Below are 3,526 nucleotides of genomic sequence, written 5' to 3'. Positions count from 1 at the left end.
TTCGCTGCCGCGATCGCTGTGGACCACGCAGCCCGGCTCCAGGCCGCCGCGGCCGTGGGCCATGTTGAGAGCGTCGACGACGAGCTCGGCGCGGTGGTGGTCGGCCATGGCGTAGCCGACGACCTCGCGGGTGGCCAGGTCCAGCCAGCAGGCGAGGTAGAGCCAGCCTTCGGCGGTGGGCAGGTAGGTGATGTCGCCGACCAGCTTGATGCCGGGCCGCTCGGCGTGGAATTCGCGGCCGATCAGGTCCGGGGCCGGCGTCGCCTTCTTGTCGGGCTGGGTCAGCGAACGCCGTCTGCGCCGGGTGACACCACGGATGTCGCGCTCACGCATCACACGGGCGATGCGCTTGCGGTTCACCTGCCGTCCCAGGCGGCGTAGTTCGGCGTGGATGCGCGGGACACCGTAGGTGTGGCGGGAGGCGATGTGCACCACGGTGATCTCGTGCGCGAGCGCATCGTCGGCGGCTTGCCGGGCACGGCGGGCCGCCTCGCCCTCCCACCATGCGTAGTAGGAGGAGCGGGCGACTTTCAGCACCCGGCACAGCAGGACGATCGGGTACGTAGCCTTCTCCGCATGGATCAACCGGTACAGCTCGCTCACCGGTCGTTCTCCTTCACGAAGAAGGCCGTCGCTTTTTTCAGGATCTCGATCGTCTGCTGCTGTTCGCGGACCTCCTTGCGCAGCCGCTTGAGCTCCTCGCGCTCGGCACTGGTCAGCTCACCGGACTCGCCCTCGCCCCGGTCGGCCTTGGCCTTGCGGTACCAGCCGCGCAGGGACTCCGAGCTGATGCCGAGTTCCCGGGCGACGGCGGTGACCGTCTTGCCCGAGGAGTCGACGAGCGCGATCGCGTCCCGCTTGAACTCCTCGGTGTACCGCTGCGTGTACTTGCTTCCCACCTGGTGCTACTTCCTCTGGAACCTCAAGATCCCAGTCTCCAGGTGTCCACGATCAAGGGGAAGCTTCACCGCGGCTGAGGCGGGGACCCTGGCAGCAGCAGACCACGGCGTTGCCGTGCAGCTCGCAGGACAAGAGGCCAAAGCGTGGGCCCGTCTCGGCGACCGGCGGCGCGTAGAGGTCGCGCTGGATCGTGGGCGCAACCTGCTGGAAGGGATGCCGCATCCCGAGAACCTCGACAACCACTTTGTGGTGGACCCCGCGAAGTTCGACTTCTACTCGATGGACTGCTACCGCCTGGTTGGCGAGGACAAGCTTGCTCGGACCCTGGCAGAGGAAGTTCTCCGGACCGGCACAGACTTCGACGGTACGGAGCGTTCACCCATGCGCAACGCGGAAGCGCGGGTGACCTTGGGAGTCACGGCCGCGCGGGAAGGCGACTTGGACCAGGCCCTCATCATGGGCGAACGTGCTCTCCAGGGGGAACGCCGTTCGGTCCCGTCGCTCATCATGACGAGCCGCGAACTCGCAGCCGAGATGAGGCGCCGCTACGCCTCCGAGCCTGCCGCTCAGGAGTACCTCGGGCACCTTCACGAACTCGGGCAGGCGTCGCCCGGTTTCCTGCCTCAGTAGGTCGCTGCGGCCGTCTCAGGCGGAAGGGCTATGAGGACCGCCCTTCGGGTGCCTCAGCACTGTGGGTGCTCCCGCCCGTGGGCGACTCAGGGGCCCGGCGGCGGCGTGTGTCCGAGGTGCGGATTTCTGCGTCACTGCGTCAAACGCGTCATGCGGGTCTGTGACCTGCGGGTTCGTGTGACTCGGCGGTGTCGCGTGTCTGTCACCGCCGGGTGCGTGTGTCACGGGGCTGTGACGCGGGTGACGCGGTGTGACGCGGGTTCCGGGTGTCTGTGTCACGCACGTTCAAGCAGGTCAGGCGCCGTCATTGTGGTGACGGATGACGTGGTGACGCAGGGGGGTCTCTCTTAGAGACCGTTCTCTTTCCGAACCTCGTGTGACGTCTTCGCTGGTCAGGCATGAAGTAGCAGCTGCTGCGGGAGCCTGGGCTTGTTGCCGGGCGAGATGTCGTGGAGGTAGCGGATGCCGTCGATGCGGGCGGTTCTGGAGACGCGGCAGAAGGCCGCAGCCGCGCAGGTGAAGGACCTCGAAGCCGAGCTGGAACGGGTGCGGGCGGCTCTGGCGGAGGCGGAGGAGGTGCACCGGCGCCGGGTGATCGGTCTGGAGCAGTATCTGGAAGCGTTGGCCGAGGAGAACGCACCCGCCGACGGGGCCGGCGAGGTGCCGCGGAGGAAGGCGGTCGGGCCTCGCCGGGCGGTGCCGCACCGGCGACACGCGAGTGGGGTGGCGGAGTTGTCGCCGGACTACCAGGCGTTGATGGCCGCCGCGGTCGATGCGGGAGGCGACGGGCTGGGTGCCCGGCGGGCGGCGGTGGTGCTGGGCTGGGACAGCGCGTCCGCCTCCCGCGTCGAAGGGGCGAGGGCCCGGCTGAAACGGCTGGTGGAACGGGGCTGGCTGGTCGAAGCGAAACCGGGCAGGTTCATGCCGCCCGCGCCGCAACAGGCTCCTGACACCGGGCGGCCAGGCGGCGGCTCATGAGCATGGTCATCGACCACAGGATGACCGCTTCGCTGGTGTCGGTGCGCCGCTCGTAGTCCCGGACCAGGCGCCGACTGCGCAGGCACCAGGCGAGAGACCGTTCCACGACCCAGCGGCGGGGCAGGACCTGGAAGCCGCGGATGTCGTCGCTGCGGCGGACGATGTCCAGGACGACGCCGAGCTGCGTTGCGCTCCAGTCGACGAGGTGGCCGGTGTAGCCGCCGTCGGCCCACACCCGTGCCAGCCGCCCGAAGCGGCCCCGGGCCGCGGGCAGCAGGAGGCGGGCGGCGTCCCGGTCGGTGGTCGACGCCGGGGTGACCAGCACTGCCAGCAGCAGACCGAGCGTGTCGGTGAGCAGGTGCCGCTTGCGTCCATTGATCTTCTTGCCCGCGTCGTAGCCCCGCGAGGTGAGGGCGACGGTGGCGTCCGCCTTCACCGACTGCGAGTCGATGACCGCCGCACTCGGCTCCCGGTCGCGTCCCTCGGCATCACGGACCGCCTCGCGCAGCCGGTCATGCAGCTCGGCCACGAGTCCCGCGTCCCGCCAGCGGGCGAAGAAGGCATACACCCGCGGCCAGGGCGGGAAGTCCGACGGCATCGCCCGCCACTTGATGCCGTTGTCGACGAGGTAGCGCACCGCGTCGATCATCTGCCGGTGGCAGTAACCCTCCGGCCGCCCGCCCCGGCCGGCCAGCCATCCCGGAACCGGCAGCAGATCCCGCACTGCTGCCCACTCGGCATCGCTCATGTCCGAGCCGTACCGGGGCCGGCGCCCCGGGCGGTCGGCCGCATTCCCGAACCTGTGGGCGAGACAGTCACACCCAGGAGTGGACGGACTGGACCCGGCCACTGCGACCACGCGACACTTCGACAACAGGGCCTCTTGCTCCTCGCTGGACTCGACATCCGCGAGCTACCAAGAGGCCCTTCCTTCATGTCCGAACACCCGACAACTCACCCGATCCAGCACCCTGTTCGAGCCCCGGCCGAGCACCCGCACGGATAGAGAACAGCCAGT

The 3,526-nt window shown here is 69.3% G+C and carries 5 protein-coding genes; 2 read left to right on the top strand and 3 right to left on the bottom strand.

Annotated elements, in window-relative coordinates:
- Together ACVV2G_RS33280 and ACVV2G_RS33275 are read right to left on the bottom strand one after the other, a co-directional pair.
- Positions 1–603: IS3 family transposase (locus ACVV2G_RS33280; protein WP_453844448.1), on the bottom strand; the 603-nt coding region annotated here is incomplete at its 3' end.
- Positions 600–899, bottom strand: coding sequence for a transposase (locus ACVV2G_RS33275; RefSeq protein WP_453844447.1), 300 nt, complete (start codon positions 897–899; stop codon positions 600–602). The genes ACVV2G_RS33275 and ACVV2G_RS33280, both read right to left, overlap by 4 nt.
- 115 nt (positions 900–1,014) lie before the next feature.
- On the opposite strand from ACVV2G_RS33275, the gene ACVV2G_RS33270 reads away from it, so the two are divergent.
- Positions 1,015–1,530, top strand: a complete 516-nt coding sequence (locus tag ACVV2G_RS33270) for a hypothetical protein (RefSeq protein ID WP_453846488.1) — start codon at positions 1,015–1,017, stop codon at positions 1,528–1,530.
- 471 nt (positions 1,531–2,001) lie between these two features.
- The gene (locus tag ACVV2G_RS33265) at positions 2,002–2,508 is read left to right on the top strand and encodes a hypothetical protein (RefSeq protein ID WP_453842056.1); all 507 of its coding nucleotides are present in this window, start codon (positions 2,002–2,004) and stop codon (positions 2,506–2,508) included.
- Here ACVV2G_RS33265 and ACVV2G_RS33260 read toward each other — a convergent pair.
- Positions 2,450–3,256: an IS5 family transposase gene (locus ACVV2G_RS33260; protein WP_453842038.1), complete on the bottom strand. Its 807-nt coding sequence runs from the start codon at positions 3,254–3,256 to the stop codon at positions 2,450–2,452. The genes ACVV2G_RS33265 and ACVV2G_RS33260 overlap by 59 nt on opposite strands.
- Positions 3,257–3,526: the final 270 nt, after the last annotated feature.

This window comes from Streptomyces sp. JK94 (genome assembly GCF_053613315.1).
Note: the sequence above shows the minus strand (reverse complement) of the source record. Positions and strands in the feature narration are given on the sequence as shown.